Below are 20,996 nucleotides of genomic sequence, written 5' to 3'. Positions count from 1 at the left end.
CAAGATTTAGGCGTAGTCAAAGCCCTACGAAAACCAGTCTTCAAGCTGGATCTATCCCCTTTTCCTGCACCCTCTTGACAAATGTGCAATTACTTTAACCTCTCACGGATGAAGTTGTCCTAAGTGACAACCAATAGTTGACCAAGACACACTTTCAATATCTTATTCTTTCGTTAGTGCGATCGCAGCAGAAAATACATTTACAAGCATTAATTGACCAAAAGTTGAAAACAGATTATTCCATACAAATGTATTATCAATAGACGGAAAAGTTTTGCGATCGCTACCCCCGCCGAAGGTATCGCTAAAAATTTGATCAACCTTCACAAGTTCCTCAAACTCTTCACCTATAACTCAAGGTGTGAGTGATGAATTATGAAACTTACCAAAGGCTAATTCTCAACCGGGGCTAAGAGCAATGTCAGTCAAAACTTTAACAATTAACGACCAACTCATTAGCGCTCAAGAGGAGGAAACCTTACTACAGGCGGCGCAGGAGGCGGGAATTCATATTCCAACACTGTGCCATCTAGAAGGGGTTGGTGATGTGGGTGCTTGTCGGCTGTGTTTGGTGGAAATTGCTGGTAGTAACAAATTGTTACCTGCTTGTGTAACGAAAGTTGCCGAAGGGATGGAAGTTTCCACAAATAGCGATCGCCTACAAAAATACCGTCGTACAATTGTCGAAATGCTTTTTGCTGAGGGCAATCACATTTGCTCGGTTTGCGTGGCTAATGGTAATTGCGAACTGCAAGACTTAGCCATTGAAATGGGTATGGATCATGTGCGATTAGAATACCATTTCCCTAACCGCAAAGTTGATATTTCTCACGATCGCTTTGGTGTTGACCATAACCGTTGTGTACTTTGTACTCGCTGCATCCGTGTTTGTGATGAAATCGAAGGCGCACACACCTGGGATATGGCAGGTAGGGGAACAAACTCTCACGTAATTACCGACCTCAGCCAACCTTGGGGAACCTCTGACACTTGTACTTCCTGCGGTAAATGCGTCAATGCTTGCCCCACAGGAGCTATATTTTACCAGGGTTCTAGTGTTGGAGAAATGAAACGCGATCGCGCCAAACTCGATTTTTTAGTGACAGCACGGGAAAAACAGCAATGGAACCTTTAGAGAGAGATGGGGAAGGAGAAGAGGCAAGGGAGCAGGGAGCGGGGAGCGGAGGGGAGACGTTTCTTAAAGGCTCTCTCTTTGTCCCAATTCCTAATTCTCCCTCATCTCTAAGAAAACCAGGAGGTGAAACTGATGGGCAAAACTACCAGACAAGCAACAATCAGAAGCTACAAGAAGACTCGATTCCCATTGTCGATGTGCTTATCTCCCACTTCTTTAAAAACTCTGTTTTGGTGGCTGCTATTGTTGGGGATGCTGACACTATATATATTCCTGGGTTTAGGAAGCCTAACCTCGCAAACAGTAATTGCTGCTGTCAATCAGTCAGAAGCAGCATCAAAAGAAATTCTTTATCGCTCACTCACAAAATTAGATGATCAATCAGGACACGTTTGGCAGGTTGTCCTATTTAAGCAAGTGTATCCTGGTCAAGCCCAAACCGTAAATCTGCGGCTCGTGGGCTTTCCCGGTTCTGCCGAGTTACTTCATCCCCAACCCTTAAAGATTACCACCGCCACAGGTAAAGTTTTAACTGCTGCTGATGTCTTCCTAGATGAAGCACCAGCACCAACAATCGGTCAGTATGACTTTAAAGATATACTGCCCCAACTATCTATAGAACCCTTAGTTTTAAGTATTCCTTTACCCAGCGATACCATCAATATTTCAGTTCCCCAACGGGTAGTTCAAGATTGGCAGAAAGTCATGAATGGGGAGTCATGAGTGCTGAGTGGGGAGGCAGGGGAAGTAAAAAAGAATGACTATGGACTGTTGACTAATGACCTTTTTTGAATTTTGAATTTTGAATTTTGAATTATTATGTCTCGCTTGAAATTAGCAACAGTATGGTTAGGTGGATGTTCTGGCTGTCATATGTCCTTTCTGGATTTGGACGAATGGCTGATTGATTTAGCTGCACAGGCGGATATAGTCTTTAGTCCCTTTGCAGATATTAAGAAATATCCAGAGGGAGTGGATGTAGTATTAGTTGAAGGTGCGATCGCTAATGAAGAACATCTCACCACCATTAAAATTGTCAGGGAACGTTCTCAAATATTAATTTCCTTCGGTGACTGTGCAGTAACTGGTAACGTCACAGCCTTACGTAATCCCTTGGGTAGTGCTGAATCAGTCTTACAACGTTGTTACATCGAAGCCGCCGATATTAACCCCCAAATTCCCCACGAGCCAGGAATCGTGCCGCCTCTATTGGATAGAGTGACACCTGTACATTCCGTAGTCCCAGTAGATATTTATTTACCAGGTTGTCCACCCTCAGCAACTAGGATTCGAGCAGCTTTAGAACCACTATTACAAGGCGAAACACCACATTTAGCTGGGCGGGAATTTATCAAATTTGGCTAATGAGTCAGTTGTCAGTTGTCAGTTGTCAGTTGTGATTGGTCAATAGTTCATAGTATTCTTCTTTGCTCCCCTGCTCCTCTGCCTCCCCTGCGCCCTGCCCCCTACCTTATCCCAATTAAAAATTTAAAAATATTTACGCCATTCTACTTACTCCCAGGGTAATTATGTTAAAAGCATCAGACGTTATGACTAAAGATGTGGCTACTATTCGTAGTTCCGCAACTGTAGCTGAAGCTGTGAAATTAATGCGCGCCAGAGATTGGCGGGCGCTAATTGTAGACCGTCGCCACGAACAAGATGCTTACGGCATTATTAGTGAGAGCGATATTGTTTATAAAGTCATTGCCTATGGTAAGGACCCTCATAAAATAAGAGTCTACGAAGTCATGAGCAAGCCTTGTATTGCTATCAATCCCGACCTTGGTTTAGAGTACGTAGCTCGATTATTTGCTGATTACGGTCTCCACAGAGCGCCTGTGATTCAAGGCGATTTGCGAGGTATTATCTCTCTGACTGATATTTTGGCTCAGAGTGACTTCCTCGAACAGCCTTACAACATTCTCCTAGAACAACAATTACAAGACGAAATTATCAAAGCTCGTGCTGTCTGCACTCAAAAAGGGATTAATTCTGAAGAGTGCGCCGCCGCCTGGGATGCAGTTGAAGAAATGCAGGCAGAAATAGCACACCAACGCGCCGAAAAAGTTAGCAAAACCGCCTTTGAAGATTACTGCGACGAATACCCAGAACCCTTAGAAGCCTGATTGATAAACTGTAAAACTTAGGAGTGATGAGTACTGAGTTAACAGTCAACAGTCAACAGTCAACAGTCAACCGTCCCCAATCTCTATGTCTAAACGAATCGTCATCGACCCCGTTACCCGCATTGAAGGTCATGCCAAGATTAGTATTTACTTGGACGATACTGGACAAGTGAGCGATGCGCGTTTTCATGTCACAGAATTTCGTGGGTTTGAAAAGTTTTGTGAGGGTCGTCCTTTGTGGGAAATGCCGGGAATTACAGCGCGGATTTGTGGTATTTGTCCGGTGAGTCACTTGTTGGCTTCTGCAAAAGCAGGCGATCGCATTTTATCTGTTACCATACCCCCAACAGCCACTAAACTCCGCCGGCTGATGAATTTGGGGCAAATCCTCCAATCCCATGCACTGAGTTTCTTTCACCTCACCGCCCCAGATTTATTGCTGGGAATGGATAGTGACCCCCAAAATCGCAATATTTTCGGGTTAATTGCAGCTCAACCAGAACTCGCCCGTGGTGGTATTCGTCTGCGCCAATTTGGACAAGAAATAATTGAAGTCTTGGGAGGAGCAAAGATTCACCCGGCTTGGGCTGTTCCTGGTGGTGTGCGAGAACCCCTTTCTGCTGAAGGACGCACTCACATACAAGAACGCATTCCTGAAGCCCGGACTATTGCCTTGGATGCGTTGGATAGATTCAAGAAACTGCTCAAAGATTATGAAAAGGAGGTGCAGACTTTTGGTAACTTCCCCAGCTTGTTTATGGGTTTAGTTACACCTGATGGCTTATGGGAAACTTACGACGGATATATTCGTTTTGTGGATAGTGCAGGTAATATCATTGCGGATAAACTAGACCCCACACGTTATCAAGAATTTATTGGCGAAGCCGTCCAACCAGACTCTTATTTAAAATCACCTTATTATCGACCTTTAGGCTATCCTGACCAACATGACCAATGTCGCATAGATAGCGGAATGTATCGAGTCGGGCCACTAGCGCGTCTCAATATTTGCAGTCATATCGGAACAACTTTAGCAGACCGTGAATTGCGAGAATTCCGCGAACTGACTTCAGGTACAGCCAAATCATCGTTTTTCTACCACTATGCTCGTTTAATCGAAATTTTGGCTTGTATAGAACACATTGAAATCTTACTTGACGACCCAGATATTTTATCAAATCGATTGCGTTCCGAAGCCGGTGTTAACCAATTAGAAGCAGTTGGTGTAAGTGAAGCACCAAGGGGTACATTATTTCATCATTATCAAGTCGATGAAAATGGCTTGCTGCAAAAAGTCAATTTAATTATTGCTACTGGTCAAAATAATTTAGCAATGAATCGCACAGTCGCCCAAATCGCTCGACATTTCATTCAAGGTACAGAAATTCTTGAAGGAATGCTCAATCGTGTAGAAGCAGGAATCCGGGCTTTTGACCCCTGTTTAAGTTGTTCCACCCATGCAGCCGGACAAATGCCATTGCACATTCAATTAGTTGCAGCAGATGGAAGTGTTGTTAATCAAGTGTGGCGAGGAAAATTAGGGGTATAGGGGTGTAGGGCTTTGGGGGTTTAGGGGTTTACTATTGAGAACTCTGACACCCTTACACCCTTGTATATTAATTAATCTTTCTCTGGAATCACCGCATAAGCATCAATTTCAAATAACATTCCGTCAAGTGCAAGTCTAGGAACGGGAATGAGGGTGTTGGCTGGTGGTTTCAACGGCCATAGATTTTGAATTTGTCTCCCTAAGGGAATCAATTTATCTTGAGTGTGATCAACTATAAGTACAGTGGTTTTTACAACATCGCTGGGTTTTGCACCAACTGCTTCTAAGGCAAAGCGGAGGTTCTGAAAAGCCCTGATTAACTGTGGTTCAAACTCAGGGGAGACAAGATTTCCTTGCAAATCCGAACCAAATTGACCAGAAATATAGACAGTTCTGGAATTGGCTGGTGTCACAGCTATATGACTATAACCGTTTCGGGTCGCATCATATAACGTTGGTGGGTTCACCAATTGCACCTCTTTTTTCTGTCGGGATGTAGCCATTACTCCTTTTTGTGTTCCGAGAAGAAAACCAGTACCTAGTCCACTACCCCCAAGCCACAAAAGCGTATTTCGTCGTGATAGTTTTGTTATTAGTGAATTTACTGCACTGGTAAGACGTTCAGTCATCAAAACTCCTTAAATATGAGTTGTTCGTTTTCCTCGTACCTGGTTATATTATCTTTCTAGTTAGAGTAAAAAAGCACTAGTAAATATATTAGCTCCAGGAAACTTACGCAATCCCTCCGTCCTAACACCTTGCAGAACGCGGTAGCATAAATTTCTCACCTTCAGCTGCGAATTTCCCACGCACCATTAACACTGTGTCCTCTAATTTATGAGGAAATAGTTGTACATTCTCAACATCAAGTAGTTCTGGATGAAAGTAAATGATTACTTCTGTAATTAATTGAGGTATTCTAGACAATATATCTTTTAATGAGCATATTTTGGGTGAGACTAAATCAAAAATATGCAATTTTTCGCCTTCTATCTCCATACAAGCGATTAAGTCTAAATCTTCTGCATAATATAAATCTCTACTGCCTTCGTTGACAAAGAATACAGGCTTTTCATTCACTACCCCAACTACATGAGAAACTGGTGCGCGTGTTTCCAAAAGTCTATGGAGTAATGTTAAATCTTCCTTGTCTGAAAAATCAAGGATTCTCCAGCCATTTATATTACCTTTGGAACTACACTGCACATGAAAAATGTATTCTTCGACAACCCGAAAACCAAAAGGTAAATAATACTCTGGTTCCGGTGTTGTTAATACTAAAGTTTCATAAATTTGGTCGCAATATTCCAGAACTTCCTCCATCACCTCCCGGTAATAGCCTCGTCTCCGAAATCCCTCACGGGTAGCTACTCCGTGGATTCCACCAACTGTCACCTTTTGTCCCAAAATTACCATAGGGATTTCTAATACACCTACATGGGTAATAGCTACATCATCATGAAAGCGAATGAACGGAGTTGAAGCCTTTTCCCAGGGCGCGCCTAATTTTCTGCCACATTCCGCTAAATCATTAAGTCCAGGGAATGTGGCTTCCATCAAGTCAAAAAGGCGATCGCCTATGGTGTCGCTTAAGTTAAGATCACTTGAGAATGAGCGTTTAAATCGATATCGCAACATTTTTGTAGTATTAGCTGATTACAGCAACTTTATACTACAAAAACTACATTCTCTCTCCTATCAGTAAGTAACAATAGTTTACAAAGAAGAGAACTGTTGACTGTTGACTGTTGACTGTTGACTAATGACCAATAACCAATTCCGCTTTCATAACACTTGCTTCTGTAGTCCGTTCTAGTTTAAAACCTAGCTTTTCGCACACTCGCTGCATCCCATAATTATCAGCGAGGATGTCAGCCGTGATGCGTTCGATTTGCTCATCGCGTCCTATTTGCAGCAAGCGCCGCAATAACTCTGCACCTAAACCCTGACATTGATAGCGATCGCTTACTAACATAGCAAACTCGGCTGTCTTTGTACCATGCAGTTTACTTAACCTACCAACTGCCAAAATTTCCCCTTGAGATTCTATTACCAAAGCCATTTCTCGGTCATAGTCAATAAAGCAGATGCGGGTGAGTCGTTCGTGGGTGATGCGATGACTCAGTTTCATCAGGTGGAAGTAACGGAAATAAACGCTTTCTTCGGAAAGTGTCTTGTGGAATTGCACTAATAAAGGCTCATCTTCGGGACGAATCGGACGGATTGTTACGGGAGTCCCGTCTTTCATTGCCCACTGTTCTACATATTGGGTAGGGTAAGGTCGAATTGCTAATTTTGGTAGTTGGTTTTCTGTAACATCTGGTTCATGTAGTACCACCCGCGCATCTAGCGCAATCAGTGAAGAATTTTCACCCATAGGTGAAGCCAGCAAGGGATTAATATCAATTTCTTTAATCCAACGCTGTTCGACTACCAACTGACTAAACGCTACCATCAGTTGTTCGAGTCCTTCCATATCGACACTTTGCCTTCCCCGCACACCTTTGAGGGCTTTGTAAATCTTGGTGTGTTCCATCATGCGCCGTGCCAATGTACTATTGAGGGGAGGAAGGGCGATCGCTCGATCTTGAAATACTTCGACTAGTTGTCCGCCAGCACCAAACAACAATACTGGCCCAAATTGTGGGTCAAGGCTACTCCCAATAATCAATTCGTAGCCGTCTGTTTTTACCATTGGCTGGACAGTCACACCTAAGAAATGTTCACTACCCACTTTCTGTTCCACAGATTCAGCAATCATCCGATAAGCCCGGCGTACTGCGTCTGCATCGGGGAGGTTTAACTGGACACCACCCACATCAGTTTTATGGGTAATTGTGTGGGAATAAAGTTTGACAACGACAGGATAACCAATACTCTCCGCACATTTAATAGCCTCATCCTCACTTTTAGCGACACAAGTAGCCACAATCGGGATGCCATAGGCTGCTAAAATCTGCTTGGACTCATATTCAGTTAGAATTGTCCGTTTTGCCTGACGAGCTGTGGAGATAATATTCTCTACTAAATGACGGTCTGGTAAACCAGATGTAGTCTCTACAGGTAATACAGGCGTTTCGTAGATACCGCGCAGGTTGTAGCTGGATTGCCACATATAACTAAACACCCGCGCCGCCGTATCTGGGTAAGCATAAGTAGGGATACGTTGACGATTAAGAATCACTTCTCCCGTAGCCACATCTGCGCCCCCCATCCAACTCGCCAAGATGGGTTTACCAGCAATTTGGGCGTAGGGTTTCAACTGTTCCGCCGTTTGGGTGGGGTCTGTCATGGCTTGGGGAGTGAGAATCACCAATAAACCATCACTATTAGGGTCTTTGGCTGCGATTTCTAAAGCTTGGGTGTAGCGTTGGGGGTCAGCGTCACCGAGAATATCTATTGGGTTGGCGTGACTCCAGTGTGTAGGTAAGATTTGGTCAAGGGAAGTAATTGTTTCTGGGGAAATGGGGGCAATTTCGCCGCCAGTCTCAATTAAAGCATCTGTCGCCAGGACTCCCGGCCCGCCGGCATTAGTCAAAATTGTCAGTCGTGGGCCTTTGGGGCGGGGTTGTTTTGCCAATACTTCCGCCATATCGAACAAATCGGAAATACTATTTACCCGCAACACCCCACAACGCCGGAAAGCTGCATCTAATACAGCATCACTTCCCGCCAATGCACCGGTATGAGACGCGGCTGCTTTGGCGGCGGCTTCTGTACGTCCGGCTTTAATCACAATTATTGGTTTGGTGAGTGCTACTTCTCGCGCCGCAGAAATGAAAGACCGCGCATCACCAATTGATTCCATATATATGACTATACTTTTAGTCTGGGGGTCATCCCCAAGATAATAAATCAGGTCGCCCCAACCCACATCTAGCATTGAGCCAATGGAAACAAAGGCACTAAAACCCACATTTTCCCGCACACTCCAATCAAGAATAGCGGTACACAGTGCGCCACTTTGACTGAGAAAACCCACATTTCCAGAACGCGCCATAGAACTGGCGAAGGTGGCATTTAGTCCAGTGCGGGGACTCATCACACCCAAGCAGTTCGGGCCAATGATGCGAATGTTACCGCGTCGCGCTTCTGCTAAAATCTGCTGTTCTAAAGCTATACCTTCTGCACCAGCTTCTTTAAAACCAGCAGAAATAATAATTACTCCTTGCACGCCTGCATCGACACACTCAGAAATAATCCCCGGTACTGTGGGTGCGGGGGTAGCAATAATTGCCAAATCTACGGTTTCGGGAATCGCCGCAATTGAAGGGTAGGCTTTAATTCCCAAAACACTATGGCGTTTAGGATTGACGGGGAAAACAGTCCCGCCAAAGGGGTTACTAATCAAGTTCCATAAGATGGTGCGTCCTACACTACCCACTTTTTCACTAGCACCAACGATGGCGACACTTTGGGGAGCAAAGATGGCATCCAGGGGATTTAACTTCTCTGCCTGCAATATATCAGAGGTACGGTCACTGCTTGGCTTGAGAGATTTTTGCATCTATACCTCCAAATAATCTAATTCGTAATTCGTAATTAAGTTTGTAGTCACCAATTAAGTGGGCGCAACTATCTTCTAGGGCATTATTAATTACGAATTACCTGCGTTGGAATATTTTGTTTTGTCTATCTTTTGCCTATTTCCTAGAGTTTAACAAGAGTTTCAAACCTCTAAATCTAGATAAAATTTGAATTTTTAAATTAGGAATTATCAATCACGAATCGTAAATGAGAATTTATCAATTACGCTACCGCTCCAACGTCAAACCATAAATTTTTCACTTTGTCAAGTATTTGAATAATTTTAACTAAAGCGATCGCCTTCCCGGTTTCCGCAGTGCGTGAAAAGCGATCGCCTATTTCAAAGTTAACGCCTGGAACCGTTACCCACCAAGCTGTTGGACAATTACCGTAGATGGCTTTTGTTAAACCTAAAAGCGATCGTGGATCACCTGTATGTACATTACTATCAATATCGCCAGCAGCGAAGAGTGACTGCACTTTGACATCAAAACCATGTACTGGCAAACAAGCATCAATAAAAATAGCCAAGTCAACACTTGCTAGTGAGTCCGCTAAATCAGGGGTGAGTTGATGAACTGCAAGAGATTCAACAGATGGTAAGCGCCAGGACGCTACTTCATTCGCTATCCGTTGTCCGATACCGTCATCACTCCGCAAATCATTACCATATCCAATCACCAGTACAGTCTTCTTCATGATTTTCGGCTCTTATGCAAATTTCAGCTATATCATCGGTTGACACTTTTGGGAGGTTTTTTCTATCGTCCCGCTTTTAACGTAAGAGAAAAATTTGAGGAAGTCGTGAGGAAACAAAGATTTCTGGGAAATCTAGCCGAAAGCACATAGGGAAAAGACTTTAAGCTAATACGTGTCTAAATTACATAACTACTAATGAGGGCTGTTAACAGTTAACAGTTAACAGTTAACTGTCAACCGTCAACCATCAAGCATTATTACTGCAACGTTCCCCGCTTCATTTGTTCGCTTTCAATGGCTTCAAATAAGGCGCGAAAGTTACCTTCCCCAAAACCTTGGGCTTGAGAACGACGTTCAATAAATTCTAAGAAAAAAGTTGGTTCTGCAAATATGGGTTGGGTGAAAATTTGCAATAGTACCCCATTTTGATTATCCTTTCGCCAGTCTACCAAAATTTCTTGTTGAGCGATCGCCTCTAATTCTGCTGATGATAGAGGAATTTCTAGGCGCTGTTTAAGTTGTGTGTAATAAGTTTGGGGAACTGAAAGCAGTGGTAAACCACGGTTACGAAATTGGGCGATCGCATCGACAATGTTTTGTGTTTGCAAGGCAATATGTTGAATACCTGCCCCACGGTTAAAATTTAAAAACTCTTGTATTTGGGAATTGCTAGATGCTGGCTCGTTAATGGGCAATTGTACACTACCATCACGGGAAACCATGACTTGGCTGTGCAGCGCCGAGCGGTCAGTTTGAATTTTAAAAGCTTGTCGGGGTTGCAAATCGAGAATTTTTTCGTACCAAGCCACGGCCGCTTCTAACTCACCTATGGCTACGTTTAAGACTATATGGTCTATGGCGGTAATAAAATTAGGTGATGAAGTTATCTGGTTATCGAAATTTAATTTTTCAATTAACGTATGAGTTAAGCCACCCCAAGCGGCTATTTTGCCACACTTGCGGGAGATATTACCAATGCGACGTTCACCTATGGATTGTAGGATTGTAGCACCGTGAGCTTGAGCATGAGCGATCGCTGCTTCTACATCTTCTACCGCAAACGCCACATCTGCCACACCAGGAGGATGTTGACGCAGAAATTCCGCTACGGGACTAGTAGGCAATAATGGAGAAGATAGCAAAAAGCAGACATCTCCACTTTTCACCACCTCTGTACAGGTGTGTAGAGAATTGATATGACTAGTTACGACTGTGAAACCAAGATAGTTAAGGAACCAATCCCGCCACACCTTAGCATCTTCGACATAAAAATGAACGTGATCAATTTTCATAAATCCTGAAAATCCAGCACCACAGCTTATCTAACTGTAAATTTTGTCTTTTTAGCCAGATTTTCGCTTCCTGCCTAAGCAGGAATTATATAAACACATAAGAGCTACTTTAATTTTAGAAAAACAAGTGACTATCAGGCTGAATGTTAATTTCTAGCGGCACAGCTTGTGGTTCAGCCGCGAGAGCAAAGAAAATAGCATTAGCAGCCGTTTCAGTACTCAGCATTTTTTTTCTGTCTACCTTCAAACTGACATTATCCCAGAATGGGGAATCTACGCCACCAAAATAGAATAAGGTAAATTTAATCCCAAAACGCTTTAGTTCTTCCGCCAAGCATTTGCTAAAACCCACAACACCAAACTTAGACGCAGAATAAGCAGCAGCCATCGGCATTGAATGCTTACCTAAAATTCCTACGACATTGCAAATATGTCCAGACTTGCGTTTCTGCATCTCCTCTGCTGCTGCTTGAGTTGTGTAGAAGCTTCCTTTGAGGTTGACATCTAACATTTTGTCTAAATCGGCTGGTTCCACACTGTTGTATGGCTTAAGAATACCAGCACCAGCAGCATTTACCAATACATCTATTTGACCAAACTCCGCCACTGTTTTTTGAATTAAATTCTCTACCTGTGGCGCGTCAGTAATGTCCGTAGGAATAGTTAAGACTTCCCCCGGTAAATCCTTCGCCAACACCGCTAGACGGCTGCTATCTCTAGCTGCTAGCACTAATTTTGCTCCAACAGAAGCTAGTTTATAAGCCAAGGCTGAACCAATACCACCACTCGCACCCACAATGACGACAACTTTATTCTGCATTATTTTATTTACATTTCTTTACACATTACATAATACTCAATTACGGGTGGAAAGAGGGTGTAGAGACGAAGCAAAAGGGATTTTACGGGAAGAATGCGATCGCTCATACTAGTAGTTCACCAACCCAAAATTGCTGGGCTAGGGGAAGCAGAGGGAGCAGGGGGAGCAGGGGGAGAAAGAGATTTTTTTTGCTGCTATTAACCTTGCAAAGTTCTCTTGGCAGACTACTAGAATGAGTATTTGATGGCTGTCAAGTATTTATAGCGGTTGACAGACTTGAAAGCCTTGTAATGCCAGGGTTTTATCTTAGCTTGATCTACTAATCTACCTGGCTACGGCTATAACTTGTACATCTGTTGTTGACAGTTAACCGTCAGCCCTCCGGGTGACGCTCCTAACGTCGCTACCGCTACGCTAACGGCAGTTCGCATACCCTACGGGAAGGCATTCCGCCTACGACGGAAACCGCCTTGGCGAAGCCTCTCGCAGAGAAGACTGTGACTGCCTCACAGTCAACAAACCATACAAATGACTATGTAATTTAAAAGCGTCATTCCTAGAATGAGCAACATTACTTAAAAATAAATGAAGCGATCGCTCAAATAAAGATGACTATCTTACCAGATATTTTCATCAATTTTATCCAGATAAATAGCAGGCTGGAGCATAAAATACCCTGTGGGAAAAGGTAAAGTTTATTTGCAAGTAATTCCCAACTTTTATAGTGAGTGCTAATCTAATAATTGAAGCTACAAATAAAGCTTCCCTGGCAGATGTAACAGCTAGTGTGTAAAACAAGATAAAGAGGTAAAAACGCTGTTTAATTTAAGGTCTGTCTCGTTTAAAACCGACAACACCCAACACGAAAGTTGATATTTCCTCATATATCCTAAAATGGGGGCGCTGTAATCTCTTACTCTTACTTAAATGTAATGGTAAATGTTGATTATATCCCTGAATAAAATAAGCAAGGAGAGGAAATTCTAACAACTAGTAGATGTTTGGGTGTTGTTGCGTTATCAATAGAAATCAGCTTGGTTTAGCAAAAATGGTCAGCAAAACCTGCCCTAATAAATAATGATGATTCACAAACAATAGCCCCGCAGATGAGCCAAGAACTTCACGTTGGTGGGGGCTATAAAATCTAATTCCCTGAGAAGATATTGGCAATATTTCTGGCAATTTTTCTCTGGTGGTAGTAAAGTCTACCAAATAGAAACGTCCACCAGGAGAAAGCACCCGTGACACCTCTTGCAGCACTTGTTCTGGTTCACGATAATGCAAGAAACTGATGGTGTTGAAAACAGCATTAAATTGACCATCACCGAAAGGAAGAGACTCCGCTTTACCTTCCAGAAAAATTAACCGAGGATGATGGCGATTACTCAGTCTCGCTTGGCGTAACATATTAGAAGATAAATCTAAACCTGTACCTTGCAGTTCTGGAAATTTATTAGCAAGGCGTTCTAATAAGCGCCCAGTTCCACAACCTAAATCAAGTATGTTGGCTGACTGTGGTAAATCGACAAATTCCAGCAACCGCTTGTGAATGGCTTGATAAAAAATCGAGGGAAATAGCCAGTCGTAACTATTAGCCCAATGGTCAAAAATCAACTTTTTGTTCTTGAGAAAGTCATTAGTCATCATTTTATTGTGCAGTATTGATGCTTAAGCTAAGGTGAAGAAATTTTGCCCCGCATTTAACAATATAGCAATCTAATTTAATGATTGAAAATATTAATATCTGTAGGTTAGATATTATCAATTATATCAGAGTTTTGGTTAGCAATACCCACTCTAATTATAGTTGAAAAATCAAATATTAATCCTATGTCTAGACTAGCACTTAACAACACATTTATAGGAAATATGGTAATCAATCTTCCGTAATCCTAGTATTGGCAAGTGTAGTTAAGAATGTTCTCGGATATATAAGTTAACTTTGCTGGGAATTAAAAAGCGAATAATCGCTGCATAAAAACAGATCCTCCAACCGTATTTACTTATAGAGTTTCAAAATCAACGACAGAGGTGAATTATGATGACAAGCTTTCTGCACACTAACTCTCATAAAGATTTACTATATCCTATCCGCAGATGGTTAGGAGGAGTCGAAATTCATAACTCTAAACTAGCTCATCTGTTATGCAAACTTATCCCTGCTCAATGTCCGTTTGAAAGAGACGTAAACCTATTTGGGCATATATTGTTTCATATTCCGCCAATGTGTAAGTTAAATCCTTTATATGAGGAAGTTGTGGGTTTACGGTTCAAAGCCTTGTGTTACCTAGCTGATGAATGTGGTGAAGATATCACAGTTTATTGCTAGGGAAAAGAAGGATGAAATTCAAAGAAAATCTGGGTGCGTAAGTCCTGAGTATATCTAATTGCAAAGTAGTACTGCTTTATAGTGTGTAATGGACAAAGCTATGGGAATATCCCTGGCATTTCTTCACAAGTTCCTCAACTTTTAGGCTTAATTTCAAGATAGAAGTTACGGTCTACATCTCAGTCAGACTTCTAGTTTGATGATTGAGTGCAGCAACTCTCACAGGCCAGAAAGATGAAAAACAGAACCTTTGCAACCATAGATGGCAATGAGGCTGTTGCCCAAGTCGTCTATCAAATCAATGAGGTTATCGCTATTTATCCGATTACACCCTCTTCACCAATGGCAGAGTGGTCAGATGCTTGGGCGAGTGAAGGTAAACCAAATATTTGGGGTACTGTGCCAACGGTAGTACAAATGCAGAGTGAAGGAGGAGTGGCGGGTGCAGTACATGGGGCGTTGCAAACGGGGTCATTAACAACTACGTTCACTGCATCTCAGGGATTATTGCTGATGATCCCTAATATGTATAAGATTGCAGGGGAACTAACACCTACAGTATTTCATATTGCGGCGCGATCGCTCGCTGCCCAAGCCCTATCCATTTTCGGCGACCACAGTGATGTCATGGCTACCCGTGGGACTGGGTTTGCTATGCTGTGCGCGGCTTCAGTCCAAGAAGCCCATGATTTTGCGCTCATTTCTACAAGAACAACTTTAGAATCACGCATACCTTTTTTACATTTTTTTGATGGTTTTCGTACCTCCCACGAAATTAATAAAATCGAATTATTAACAACAGAAGATTTACAGACATTTATTCCTCATGAATTAGTAATTGCCCATCGGTCACGGGCTTTAACACCAGATAAACCAGTTTTACGCGGTACAGCCCAAAATCCTGATGTTTATTTCCAAGCGAGAGAAACCGTTAATCCTTATTACCTAGCTTGTCCAGACATCACTCAAAAAGTTATGGATGAGTTTGCCCAAATGACTGGGCGACAATATCAACTATTTGAATATCATGGCGATTCAACAGCAGAACGAGTCATCGTTCTTATGGGTTCTGGTTGTGAAACTGTGTATGAAACTGTCGATTATCTCAACACCCTTGGGGAAAAAGTTGGTGTCATCAAAGTGCGGCTATATCACCCATTTGATAGCCAGAGATTTATCGCCGCTTTACCAAAAACTACTCGTAGCATTGCTGTTTTAGATCGTACCAAAGAACCAGGCACATTGGGTGAGCCGTTGTATTTGGATGTGGTGACGGCTTTGTATGAGGCAGGGGAGCAGGGGAGCAGGGGAGCAGGGGGGAAGTTACCTAAAGTTGTTGGTGGTCGTTATGGGTTGTCTTCCAAAGAATTTACGCCGGGGATGGTTAAGGTGGTGTTTGATAATTTGGCAGCTACTATACCCAAAAATCATTTCACAATTGGGATTAATGATGATGTTAGCCACACCAGTTTAGATTATGACCCCGACTTTAACATTGAGCCAGACAATATAGTTAGAGCTATTTTCTACGGCTTGGGTGCTGATGGAACAGTGGGAGCGAATAAAAATTCCATCAAGATTATTGGTGAAGAGACAAATAATTATGCTCAAGGTTACTTTGTTTACGACTCGAAAAAATCGGGTTCAGTGACGGTTTCTCACCTGCGTTTTGGTTCTCAACTTATCCGTTCAACATATCTGATTAACAAAGCTAGCTTTGTCGCTTGTCATCAGTGGGACTTTTTAGAAAAATTCCCCATCCTCAAAGATATTGTCCAGGGGGGTACTTTTTTATTAAATTCTCCCTACGATAAAGATGAAGTTTGGGAACAGTTACCGAGTAAAATTCAGGCACAAATTCAACAAAAGGAACTCAAGGTTTATGTAATTAACGCTTATAAAGTCGCCCGTGAAGCGGGGATGGCTGGAAGAATTAATACGGTGATGCAGGTTTGTTTCTTTGCATTATCTAATGTACTACCAAGGGAAGAAGCTATAGCCGAAATTAAAAAATCCATCCGCAAAACTTACGGCAACAAAGGCGACCAAATCATCCAAATGAATATTAAAGCTGTTGATACCACCTTGGATAATTTGTATGAGTTAGAGATAAAAGAAGCATTTTCCCCAATCCTCATTCCCTACTCCCAACTCTCCGAAACAACCCCTGCATTTGTCCGCGATGTCCTGGGTAAAATCATTGCCCGTGAGGGGGATGAGTTACCTGTGAGTGCATTACCTCACGATGGCACATATCCCACGGGAACAGCGAAATGGGAAAAACGCAATATTGCCCAAGAAATCCCAGTTTGGGACATAGATGTCTGCATTCAATGTGGTAAGTGCGTGATGGTGTGTCCTCATAGTGTGATTCGCAGTAAGGTTTATGAACCAGAACAATTAGAGAATGCACCGTCAACCTTTAAGAGTGCCAATGCGAAAGATCATGATTGGCATGGGTTAAAATTTACCATCCAGGTAGCAGCAGAAGATTGTACAGGGTGCGGTATTTGCGTTGATGTTTGCCCAGCAAAGAATAAGGCGCAACCACGCAAAAAAGCCATTAATATGGAGCCGCAGTTACCGTTACGCCAAGCAGAACGGGAAAACTGGGATTTCTTCTTGAGTATTCCCAACCCCGATAGGCGAGAACTGAAGCTGACCCATATTAATCAACAACAGATGCAGGAACCATTATTTGAATTTTCTGGGGCTTGCGCGGGTTGTGGAGAGACACCCTATATTAAATTAGCAACACAGTTGTTTGGCGATCGCATGATTGTTGCTAACGCCACCGGTTGTTCTTCCATCTATGGCGGTAATTTACCCACCACACCTTGGACACAAAACGCCCAAGGACGAGGCCCGGCCTGGTCTAACAGTTTATTTGAAGATAACGCCGAATTTGGTTTGGGTTTCCGCATATCTATAGATAAACAAGCAGAAATCGCCAGCCAATTACTGCAAGAACTGGCGACGGTGGTAGGTAGGGAATTAGTCGATGATATCTTAAATAATCAGCAAAACAATGAAGCTGAGATTTGGGAACAACGCGATCGCATTTCCTTACTCAAGCAAAAGTTACAAGCCATTGTCAACCCAGAGTTAACCAGCAAAGTCCAAATCCTCCTCAGTCTTGCTGATTATTTAGTGAAAAAGAGCGTCTGGATTATTGGTGGTGACGGTTGGGCTTATGATATCGGCTATGGGGGATTAGATCACGTTTTAGCTAGTGGACGCAACGTAAATATTCTCGTCCTCGATACGGAAGTCTATTCCAATACCGGCGGACAAATGTCGAAAGCCACACCCAAGGGGGCTGTAGCTAAGTTTGCGGCTGGCGGTAAACCTGCGGCAAAAAAAGACTTAGGCTTGATGGCAATGACTTACGGTAATGTTTACGTTGCTAGTGTGGCGATGGGTGCAAAGGATGAACATACCCTAAAAGCATTTTTAGAAGCAGAGGCTTATCCTGGGACTTCGTTAATTATTGCTTACAGCCATTGTATTGCTCACGGTATTAACTTGAGTACGGCAATGCAAAATCAAAAAGCTGCCGTTGATTCTGGAAGATGGTTGTTATATCGATATCACCCGGATTTAGTCAAGCAAGGTAAAAATCCCCTGCAACTTGATTCGCGCACACCAAAGCTACCCCTTGAAGAATCGATGTATCTGGAAAACCGCTTCAAGATGCTGACCAAAATTAATCCTGAAGTGGCAAAAGAGTTATTAAAAGAAGCGCAAACAGATGTAAATCTGCGGTGGCAGATGTATCAATATTTGGCTGCGAGAAAAGTCAACAGTCAATAATGAAAGGGAGTAGGGAGTAGGGATTGGGGAGTAGGGAAACTAAGCCGCCCACGTTCGCGTAGCGTCTCGCAGAGAGGGGCGGGGTTTCAACCTACCTTGCAATACAAGGATTTTATCGCCCACAATTCCACTCGGCTTTAAACCTTTTTCGGGGCTAATTTCTTCCCCTACTCCCTACTCCCGCCCCGAAGGGGCAGTCAATAGTCAACAGTCAACAGTTAACTATATTTAAAATTTTTTCAGGAAAATACTCATGGATTTAACTACTAATTATCTGGGATTACGATTGCGATCGCCACTCGTCCCGTCAGCGTCTCCCATGTCTGGAGAAATAGACAATATTCTCTGGATGGAAGATGCAGGCGCAGGTGCAGTAGTGTTACCTTCGTTGTTTGAAGAACAGTTGAGTTTAGAAAGTTATGAATTACATCATCATTTGACTTACGGAACTGAAAGTTTCCCTGAGTCCTTAACATATTTTCCTCAACACCAAAATTTTCGCCTTGGCCCAGAAGAATACTTAAACCTGATTCAAAAAACTAGGGAAAAGGTAAAAATCCCCATTATTGCCAGTTTGAATGGTTCTTCTCTAGATGGCTGGACTGAATACGCCAGAATGATTGAGCAAGCAGGTGCAACAGCATTGGAATTAAATAATTATTCTGTCCACACTGATCCAGAATTAACTAGCGAACAAATAGAGCAGAGTTATATTAATATGCTCAAGGTTGTCAAAGCATCTGTACAGATTCCGGTCGCAATTAAACTCAGTCCATATTTCACCAATATGGCAAACATGGCCAAGCGTTTAGATGATGCTGGGGCTGATGCTTTGGTGCTATTTAATCGTTTTTACCAACCAGATATTAATTTAGAAACCCTGGAAGTAGAACCTCATGTATTGTTAAGCACCCCTCAAGCAATGCGCTTACCTCTGCGTTGGATTGCCATTCTTTATGGTCGCATCAATGCTCACCTCGCTGCTACCAGTGGCATTCACAACGGTCATGATGTCTTAAAAATGCTCATGGCGGGAGCCAATATTACGATGTTGTGTTCCGTCCTATTGCGACACGGCATTGAGCATATCAAGTGTATTGAACAGGAAATACGTCAATGGATGGAAAAACATGAATACGAATCAGTAAAACAACTCCAAGGAAGTATGAGTCAAAAACACTGTCCTAACCCCAGCGCCTTTGAACGCGCTCAATATATGCGGGCGCTGCAAACCTATCAACCAGACTGGGGCAGGGTTTATGAACCTTCTCATTATCATGGGTAATACAAATTCAAAATTCAAAATTCAAAATAAATGTTTTACACCCCTATACCCTTAGAGGTTATTTGAAAAGTGATTGGCTGTGATTTTAAGCACTCATTGATCCCCCCTAACCCCCCTTAAAAAGGGGGGAAATGAATCAAAGTCCCCCTTTTTAAGGGGGATTTAGGGGGATCTAAAATGTTTTGCTACCAAGCATAGGACTTTTCAAACATCCTCTTACACCCTTACACCCGGTCTCAACAGATAACCTGTTTGCGTAAGTCCTAACAAAATCAAAATTCACTTCTAGCCTACGGCTTTTTTACAGGAGGCTAACGCCAAAACTAATATGCGTAAAAGAATTGGTATCCTCACCAGTGGTGGTGACTGTCCAGGGCTTAACTGCGTGATTCGTGCAGTTGTCAGCCATGCAACACTTACTTATGATTGGGAGGTATTGGGTATACCTTATGCCACTCAGGGTTTACGGGAGCGTCAAGCGATCGCTCTCAATATGCACGGCTGGGATTTGCGCGGTATTGACCCCCTGCTAAATATGGGTGGCACAATTTTAGGCACAATTAATAAGGGTGACACCTTAGCCCATATAGATGAAATGCTTGCCAGTTATGAGGCTTTGGCTTTGGATGCTTTGATTGTCATCGGCGGTGATGGTAGTCTGGGCATTCTCCATGAATTGGCTAACCGAGGTAATTGGAATTTAGTGGCGATTCCCAAAACTATAGATAATGATGTGGCTTTGACGGAACGCGCTGTGGGTTTTGATACGGCTGTCAATACCATTGTTGATGCCCTCAATCGCTTGACCTTTACTGCTGCAAGTCACGATCGCGTGATGATTGTCGAAGTTATGGGACGCAGTGCCGGACATCTAGCCCTACACGCGGGTATTGCCGGCGGTGCAGACGTAATTTTGATTCCCGAACTTTCATACACAATTAGCAGATTATGTCAACATATAGCTGAATTGCGCGATCGCTGGCAACGAAAATTTGCGATCGTTGTTGTTGCTGAAGGTGCAAAACTATGTCTGGAAGATGTGCAAGAAAATATTGCCTCTGCTTGTGCGCCTCCTAAATGCGGTCGTGGTCAATATATTGCGGATCAAATTGCTCAATGTAGTCAAAATCTCATCGACACCAGAGTTTCTGTATTGGGACACATTCAGCGTGGCGGTATTCCATCAGCTTTAGACCGTTTAACAGCGACAGTTTTTGGGAAAACAGCTGTTGATTTAGTAGCTCAAGGTAAATTTGGGCAGATGGTAGGTTGGCAAAATGGCGAAGCTATCCCAGTACCCATTCAGGACGTTGTCGCTCAAAGTCCTTTACACGTAAATCCCCAAGGTTCTTTGGTACAGAGCGCTCGTTGTTTGGGTATTTATGTAGGAGAAAAAACTTAACAATTCAAAATTCAAA

Annotated in this window: 17 protein-coding genes; 9 read left to right on the top strand and 8 right to left on the bottom strand. The window is 42.8% G+C overall.

Going from position 1 to position 20,996, the window contains the following annotated elements; genetic code table 11:
- Positions 1 to 162: 162 nt before the first annotated feature.
- Positions 163 to 327, bottom strand: a complete 165-nt coding sequence (locus tag H6G14_RS05275) for a hypothetical protein (protein WP_190566061.1) — start codon at positions 325 to 327, stop codon at positions 163 to 165.
- Between the two features lie 91 nt (positions 328 to 418).
- Here H6G14_RS05275 and hoxU point away from each other — a divergent pair, with 91 nt between their 5' ends.
- The 5 genes from hoxU (at position 419) to H6G14_RS05250 (ending at position 4,813) form a co-directional block, all read left to right on the top strand.
- A complete protein-coding gene (gene hoxU / locus H6G14_RS05270) occupies positions 419 to 1,135 on the top strand; it encodes a bidirectional hydrogenase complex protein HoxU (RefSeq protein ID WP_190566060.1) in 717 nt (238 codons plus the stop codon).
- 132 nt (positions 1,136 to 1,267) lie between these two features.
- Positions 1,268 to 1,858 (top strand): DUF3122 domain-containing protein, encoded by a 591-nt coding sequence (locus tag H6G14_RS05265; RefSeq protein ID WP_190566059.1) that lies wholly within the window; start codon positions 1,268 to 1,270, stop codon positions 1,856 to 1,858.
- 96 nt (positions 1,859 to 1,954) lie between these two features.
- A complete protein-coding gene (locus tag H6G14_RS05260) occupies positions 1,955 to 2,500 on the top strand; it encodes an NADH-quinone oxidoreductase subunit B family protein (protein ID WP_190566058.1) in 546 nt (181 codons plus the stop codon).
- 164 nt (positions 2,501 to 2,664) lie between these two features.
- Positions 2,665 to 3,264 (top strand): CBS domain-containing protein, encoded by a 600-nt coding sequence (locus H6G14_RS05255; protein WP_190566057.1) that lies wholly within the window; start codon positions 2,665 to 2,667, stop codon positions 3,262 to 3,264.
- Positions 3,265 to 3,349: 85 nt separating this feature from the next.
- Entirely contained in the window at positions 3,350 to 4,813 is a 1,464-nt protein-coding gene (locus H6G14_RS05250; RefSeq protein WP_190566056.1) for a Ni/Fe hydrogenase subunit alpha, read from the top strand.
- A 71-nt stretch (positions 4,814 to 4,884) separates the two neighbouring features.
- Here the strand turns inward: H6G14_RS05250 and H6G14_RS05245 are convergent, their stop codons facing one another.
- From H6G14_RS05245 to H6G14_RS05215, 7 genes are all read right to left on the bottom strand, one after another.
- Positions 4,885 to 5,442: a RidA family protein gene (locus tag H6G14_RS05245; RefSeq protein WP_190566055.1), complete on the bottom strand. Its 558-nt coding sequence runs from the start codon at positions 5,440 to 5,442 to the stop codon at positions 4,885 to 4,887.
- A gap of 121 nt (positions 5,443 to 5,563) precedes the next feature.
- Positions 5,564 to 6,451, bottom strand: a complete 888-nt coding sequence (locus tag H6G14_RS05240; RefSeq protein WP_190566054.1) for a GNAT family N-acetyltransferase — start codon at positions 6,449 to 6,451, stop codon at positions 5,564 to 5,566.
- Positions 6,452 to 6,572: 121 nt separating this feature from the next.
- A complete protein-coding gene (locus tag H6G14_RS05235; RefSeq protein ID WP_190566053.1) occupies positions 6,573 to 9,320 on the bottom strand; it encodes a bifunctional acetate--CoA ligase family protein/GNAT family N-acetyltransferase in 2,748 nt (915 codons plus the stop codon).
- A gap of 242 nt (positions 9,321 to 9,562) precedes the next feature.
- Positions 9,563 to 10,039 (bottom strand): hydrogenase maturation protease, encoded by a 477-nt coding sequence (locus tag H6G14_RS05230; protein ID WP_190566052.1) that lies wholly within the window; start codon positions 10,037 to 10,039, stop codon positions 9,563 to 9,565.
- A 257-nt stretch (positions 10,040 to 10,296) separates the two neighbouring features.
- Positions 10,297 to 11,331, bottom strand: a complete 1,035-nt coding sequence (gene hppD, locus H6G14_RS05225; RefSeq protein ID WP_190566051.1) for a 4-hydroxyphenylpyruvate dioxygenase — start codon at positions 11,329 to 11,331, stop codon at positions 10,297 to 10,299.
- Between the two features lie 115 nt (positions 11,332 to 11,446).
- Positions 11,447 to 12,151, bottom strand: coding sequence for an SDR family oxidoreductase (locus tag H6G14_RS05220; RefSeq protein ID WP_190566050.1), 705 nt, complete (start codon positions 12,149 to 12,151; stop codon positions 11,447 to 11,449).
- Between the two features lie 1,029 nt (positions 12,152 to 13,180).
- Positions 13,181 to 13,795: a class I SAM-dependent methyltransferase gene (locus H6G14_RS05215; protein WP_190566075.1), complete on the bottom strand. Its 615-nt coding sequence runs from the start codon at positions 13,793 to 13,795 to the stop codon at positions 13,181 to 13,183.
- Positions 13,796 to 14,192: 397 nt separating this feature from the next.
- Between H6G14_RS05215 and H6G14_RS05210 the strand changes: the two genes are divergently transcribed.
- From H6G14_RS05210 to H6G14_RS05195, 4 genes are all read left to right on the top strand, one after another.
- The gene (locus H6G14_RS05210) at positions 14,193 to 14,480 is read left to right on the top strand and encodes a Mo-dependent nitrogenase C-terminal domain-containing protein (protein WP_190566074.1); all 288 of its coding nucleotides are present in this window, start codon (positions 14,193 to 14,195) and stop codon (positions 14,478 to 14,480) included.
- Between the two features lie 234 nt (positions 14,481 to 14,714).
- The gene (nifJ, locus tag H6G14_RS05205) at positions 14,715 to 18,293 is read left to right on the top strand and encodes a pyruvate:ferredoxin (flavodoxin) oxidoreductase (RefSeq protein WP_190566049.1); all 3,579 of its coding nucleotides are present in this window, start codon (positions 14,715 to 14,717) and stop codon (positions 18,291 to 18,293) included.
- Between the two features lie 253 nt (positions 18,294 to 18,546).
- Positions 18,547 to 19,578: a dihydroorotate dehydrogenase-like protein gene (locus H6G14_RS05200; protein WP_190566048.1), complete on the top strand. Its 1,032-nt coding sequence runs from the start codon at positions 18,547 to 18,549 to the stop codon at positions 19,576 to 19,578.
- A 328-nt stretch (positions 19,579 to 19,906) separates the two neighbouring features.
- Complete coding sequence (locus H6G14_RS05195) at positions 19,907 to 20,980, top strand: ATP-dependent 6-phosphofructokinase (protein ID WP_190566047.1); 1,074 nt, start codon at positions 19,907 to 19,909, stop codon at positions 20,978 to 20,980.
- The last annotated feature ends 16 nt before the right edge of the window (positions 20,981 to 20,996 follow it).

Origin of the sequence: Nostoc parmelioides FACHB-3921 (assembly GCF_014696625.1) — a bacterium.
Lineage (GTDB): Bacteria > Cyanobacteriota > Cyanobacteriia > Cyanobacteriales > Nostocaceae > Trichormus > Trichormus parmelioides.
The sequence above is the reverse complement of the archived record's forward strand: the minus strand, read 5'-3'. Positions and strand labels throughout refer to the sequence as shown.

Coding starts and splice junctions, on each gene's coding strand:
- hoxU (WP_190566060.1), top strand. CDS start 419: ATGTCAGTCAAAACTTTAACAATTAACGACCAACTCATTAGCGCTCAA.
- H6G14_RS05265 (WP_190566059.1), top strand. CDS start 1,268: ATGGGCAAAACTACCAGACAAGCAACAATCAGAAGCTACAAGAAGACT.
- H6G14_RS05260 (WP_190566058.1), top strand. CDS start 1,955: ATGTCTCGCTTGAAATTAGCAACAGTATGGTTAGGTGGATGTTCTGGC.
- H6G14_RS05255 (WP_190566057.1), top strand. CDS start 2,665: ATGTTAAAAGCATCAGACGTTATGACTAAAGATGTGGCTACTATTCGT.
- H6G14_RS05250 (WP_190566056.1), top strand. CDS start 3,350: ATGTCTAAACGAATCGTCATCGACCCCGTTACCCGCATTGAAGGTCAT.
- H6G14_RS05245 (WP_190566055.1), bottom strand. CDS start 5,442: ATGACTGAACGTCTTACCAGTGCAGTAAATTCACTAATAACAAAACTA.
- H6G14_RS05240 (WP_190566054.1), bottom strand. CDS start 6,451: ATGTTGCGATATCGATTTAAACGCTCATTCTCAAGTGATCTTAACTTA.
- H6G14_RS05235 (WP_190566053.1), bottom strand. CDS start 9,320: ATGCAAAAATCTCTCAAGCCAAGCAGTGACCGTACCTCTGATATATTG.
- H6G14_RS05230 (WP_190566052.1), bottom strand. CDS start 10,039: ATGAAGAAGACTGTACTGGTGATTGGATATGGTAATGATTTGCGGAGT.
- hppD (WP_190566051.1), bottom strand. CDS start 11,331: ATGAAAATTGATCACGTTCATTTTTATGTCGAAGATGCTAAGGTGTGG.
- H6G14_RS05220 (WP_190566050.1), bottom strand. CDS start 12,151: ATGCAGAATAAAGTTGTCGTCATTGTGGGTGCGAGTGGTGGTATTGGT.
- H6G14_RS05215 (WP_190566075.1), bottom strand. CDS start 13,795: ATGACTAATGACTTTCTCAAGAACAAAAAGTTGATTTTTGACCATTGG.
- H6G14_RS05210 (WP_190566074.1), top strand. CDS start 14,193: ATGACAAGCTTTCTGCACACTAACTCTCATAAAGATTTACTATATCCT.
- nifJ (WP_190566049.1), top strand. CDS start 14,715: ATGAAAAACAGAACCTTTGCAACCATAGATGGCAATGAGGCTGTTGCC.
- H6G14_RS05200 (WP_190566048.1), top strand. CDS start 18,547: ATGGATTTAACTACTAATTATCTGGGATTACGATTGCGATCGCCACTC.
- H6G14_RS05195 (WP_190566047.1), top strand. CDS start 19,907: ATGCGTAAAAGAATTGGTATCCTCACCAGTGGTGGTGACTGTCCAGGG.